The sequence below is a fragment of the Micromonospora foliorum genome, assembly GCF_022229015.1.
In the GTDB taxonomy this organism is placed as follows: Bacteria; Actinomycetota; Actinomycetes; order Mycobacteriales; family Micromonosporaceae; genus Micromonospora; species Micromonospora foliorum.
The window spans coordinates 1-2970 of record NZ_JAKKFF010000490.1 but is presented as its reverse complement, the minus strand read 5'-3'; the positions used below and the strand labels follow the sequence as shown (position 1 = coordinate 2970).

Here is a 2970-nt window from a genome sequence, read left to right as displayed (position 1 = left end):
GCGCCCTGCCGGCGGCGGTGGCCGCCGCCCAGGAGGCCGAACGGCTGCACGGTTACGCCGAGGCGCACCGGCACTGGTCGGCGGCGTTGCAGTTGGCCGCCGAGCCGGGCCCGCTCACGGTGGACCGGGTCGAGTTGCTGGAGAACGCCGCCGAGGCGGCCCACCACTGTGGGGAACACGCCCGCGCGTTGGCCCTGCTGGAGGAGCTGGTCGCGTTGCGCGGTGGCGAGCCGAGCTGCGCGCTGCACATCCGCCGCGCCCGCTACCTGGCCGCCGCCGGTCGCTCCGCGCTGGCCGAGGAGGAATACCAGCGGGCGCTGAAGGCGGAGGACTGCTCCCCTCGGGACCGGGCGAGCGCCGCCGCCCGCCTGGCCGAGCTGCTGCTGCACCTGGGTCGGTACGCCGACGCCGGCGAGCGGGCCCGCGAGGCGCTGGCGCTGGCCGAGAACGTGGAGGGCTCGGCCACCGAGGTGGTGCTGGCCAGCTCGGCGCTGGGCTTCAGCGACGCCTGCCTGGAAGACCCGGACGCCGGGCTGGCGGTCATGCGCGACGCCCTCGACACCGCCGAGCGTGCCGGCCAGCCCGAGGACGTGGCCTGCGCGTACCTGCACCTGGCGGAGCTGCTGACCGGGCCACTGAACATCCTCGAAGAGGGTGTGGTGGTGGCCCGGCGCGGCGCCGAACGGGTGGCCGAGCTGGGGTTGGGCCGCACCTGGGGCACCCGGCTGCTGGCCATCGCCATCAACGGGCTGTTCCGGGTGGGCCAGTGGGCCGAGGCGGAGAAGGTGGTGGCCGCGGCCCTGCGGCACCGACCGTCCGGTGCGGACGCCGTGGAACTGCTGCTGGCCCGGTGCCGGCTCTCGGTGGGCTACGGCGACATCGAGGCCGCCGGTCGGGACCTCGACGCGGTGGCGACCCTGCTCGCCGGCGGCGGGGCGCGACACGTCATTCCGCTGCTCACCCTGCGCTCCGGGCTGGCCATGTGGGAGGGCCGGCACGACGTGGCGCGGCAGGCGGTGCAGCGCGGCCTCACCGAGAGTCGCTCCGACGACGTGATGATCCTCTCCGCGTTGGTCTGGCACGGCCTGCGCGCCGAGGCCGAGGCGCACGCCAGTCGCACCGTGGAGGTGGACCCGACGGCGGTGCGCCGGCTGCGCGACGTGGCCGATCGGGTGGCCCGCAAGAGCGCCGGGGCCGCCCGGCCGGTGCGCTCGGTGGTGGAGGGCTTCCTGGCCCTGTGCGCCGCCGAGGTGAGCCGCCTCGACGGCAGCGACCCGGAGCTGTGGGCCGTGTCGGCCGCCGAGTGGGATCGACGGAATCACCCGTATCCGGCGGCCTACTCGCGGCTGCGGCAGGCCGAGGCGCTGCTGGCTCGGCGCAGCCGGGTGGCCACCGCCGGCAAGCTTCTGCGGGAGGCGTACCGGGTCGCGCAGGGGTTGGGCGCGGTGCCGTTGACCTCGGAGATCCGCGAGCTGGCCGGGCGGGCCCGGGTGTCGCTGGACGAGCGCGACAGCACCACCGGTACGCGCAGCGCCCCGGTGGAGGCGTCCGACGACGAGTTGGCGGCGCTCACCGCCCGGGAGCGGGAAGTGCTCGCCCTGGTCGCGGAGGGGTTGACCAACAAGGAGATCGGGCAGCGGCTGTTCATCAGTGAACGGACCATCGGGGTGCACGTGTCGCACATCTTCGACAAGCTCCAGGTCCGTACCCGCGTGCAGGCCAGCGCGATCCAGTTGCGCAACCAACGGGCCTGACCCACCACTGCGTACGTATCCCGGCGCGTGTGCGCGCCGGGATACGTCGTTCTACTGATCCGGCGGGCGGGTGTCGGCTGAGAGGCTGGGCCGCGTCGACGACGGCACGGGGGAGGCCGCCGACCACGATGGAGGAGAAATGATCGAACCGGTCTGGGGGCCCGTGCACCGGGACATCGTCGACCTGCTCGCCGACCACCCCGCGGACGTGCCGGCCGTGGTCGATCACCTGACCAAGCTCCAGGACATGCTGGTCCGGCTGCCTCCGCTGGAGGCCAGTTGCCCCCTCGCTGACTTCAACAAGCTCTACCTGACCATCACCAGCAGCGTGCTGGACGGGCTGTACGACGACCGCTTCGTCGACCCGGTCTTCCTCTCCCGGCTCGACGTCGAGTTCGCCGCCCGGTATTTCGACGCGATGCGGCTGTGGACCGACTCCAGCCCTGGCACCCCGAAGGCGTGGTCGTGCCTCTTCGAGCGGATGCGGGGGCCGGACGCCCGGCCGCTGCCCTCGGCGGCGGCCGGGGTGAACGCCCACATCAACTTCGACCTGCCGTTCGCCCTGGTGACCACGTTCGACCACCTGGAGTCGGAGCCGGTCGACGGCAGCGACCAGCACCACGACTACCTCGAAATCAACAACATCTTCGCGGACAAGATCCCCGGCCTGCGCCGTGGCTATCTGGAGCGGTGGCAGCTGCTCATCGACATGCTCAACGGCGACATCGACGACTGGTACCAGGGGGAACTGGTCGAGTACACGCGCGATGTCGCCTGGCGCAACGCGCAGAAGATCTGGCGGTGCCGGCACGATCCGGACGCCCGCGAGTGTGAGCGCACACGGTTGGACGACAACGCCGCAGCGCTCGGCCGGCTGCTGCTCTCGCCCCTCGGGGCGTTCCTGCAGTAGCCGGGACGGGGGGCTCCCGCGCTCCGCCCCGTGGGGGGCGGCGGAGCGCGGGAGCGCGTCCCACCAGTTCCACCCCGCGTGGCCGCCCGAGGTCGGGCCGGCCACGTCGGGGGACAGCCGGTCGGCCGGGGGGTGTCGACCGTCTGCCACCGTCGGCCGGCCCGGGGGGTGTCGGCCGACGGTGGGGGAGCGCCGGGCCAGGATGGTCACCTCGACGGCGTGCGGATCCGGGGGTGTCGGCGGGCTCGGATCGGGTACGCCCGCGCCATGACCGTCCTGGCCCGGCGCCGGCCCGCCGCCCGCCCC

Annotated in this window: 2 protein-coding genes; both read left to right on the top strand. The window is 73.8% G+C overall.

The genetic code is table 11. The features are described 5' to 3' along the window. Positions 1–1754 (top strand): LuxR family transcriptional regulator (locus PSH25_RS28710; RefSeq protein WP_238662009.1); only part of this gene is annotated, 1754 nt, incomplete at its 5' end. A gap of 139 nt (positions 1755–1893) precedes the next feature. Then, a complete protein-coding gene (locus PSH25_RS28705) occupies positions 1894–2664 on the top strand; it encodes a DUF5995 family protein (protein WP_210785763.1) in 771 nt (256 codons plus the stop codon). Positions 2665–2970: the final 306 nt, after the last annotated feature.

Bases quoted from the DNA above. Each gene is read 5' to 3' on its own strand.
- PSH25_RS28705 (WP_210785763.1), top strand. From the start codon at position 1,894: ATGATCGAACCGGTCTGGGGGCCCGTGCACCGGGACATCGTCGACCTG.